This window comes from Neglectibacter sp. X4, assembly GCF_009917365.1.
Classification (GTDB): domain Bacteria; phylum Bacillota; class Clostridia; order Oscillospirales; family Acutalibacteraceae; genus Acutalibacter.
In genome coordinates this window covers 1-628 of sequence record NZ_QWLE01000280.1, presented here as the reverse complement: position 1 = coordinate 628, position 628 = coordinate 1, and the positions used below count along the sequence as shown (strand labels likewise).

1 protein-coding gene is annotated in these 628 nt (G+C 39.3%); it reads left to right on the top strand.

Going from position 1 to position 628, the window contains the following annotated elements; genetic code table 11:
• Positions 1 to 254: 254 nt before the first annotated feature.
• Positions 255 to 628, top strand: a 374-nt coding sequence (locus D1841_RS18120; protein WP_166554376.1) for a LysR family transcriptional regulator, incomplete at its 3' end; no start/stop codon positions are given.

The following is a 628-nucleotide window of genomic DNA, read 5'->3' as shown; positions in this document are numbered from 1 at the left end:
GCAAAAAAGCAAGCAGGTTCAAAAGGCTTTTGCTGCATCTTTAACATTTCGTTCCTCCATCGTTACAATAATAGCGAATCACTGCTGCACGGAATTTTGCCAGCTGTATCCACACAGCTTTTCACAACACATTCTTGTGATATGTTCAATAACATGTTACTTTAAGTAAATTTTACGACTTTTCTTGCGTTTTGTAAATTTATCGTTTATAATGGCTTCATTAAATAAATTAATGGCAGAAAGGAGCTTCTTCTATGATTGATATTCAGGATATCCTCTGCGTGCTGGAGGTCGCAAAGGAAAAGTGCATTACAAATGCTGCGGCAAACATGTTCCTGACCCAGTCCGCCGTTTCTCAGAAAATCGCCAGAACAGAAAAAGAACTGGGCATGACCCTTTTTGAGAGAACTAATCGCAGTGTAGAACTGACAGAAGATGGGATGGCTTTTGCAAAACAGGGTTCACATCTGGTAGAAGAATGGGAGCAGTTTCTTGCCGAAATGAAAAGACGTACACTAAAAAAAGAGCAGTTTTTAACAATTGGTATGCACGCTCTGTCAATCTACTCTGATTTGCCAGAACTGATTGCTGATTTTACTGCCGTATATCCAAACTGGAAAATAAACCT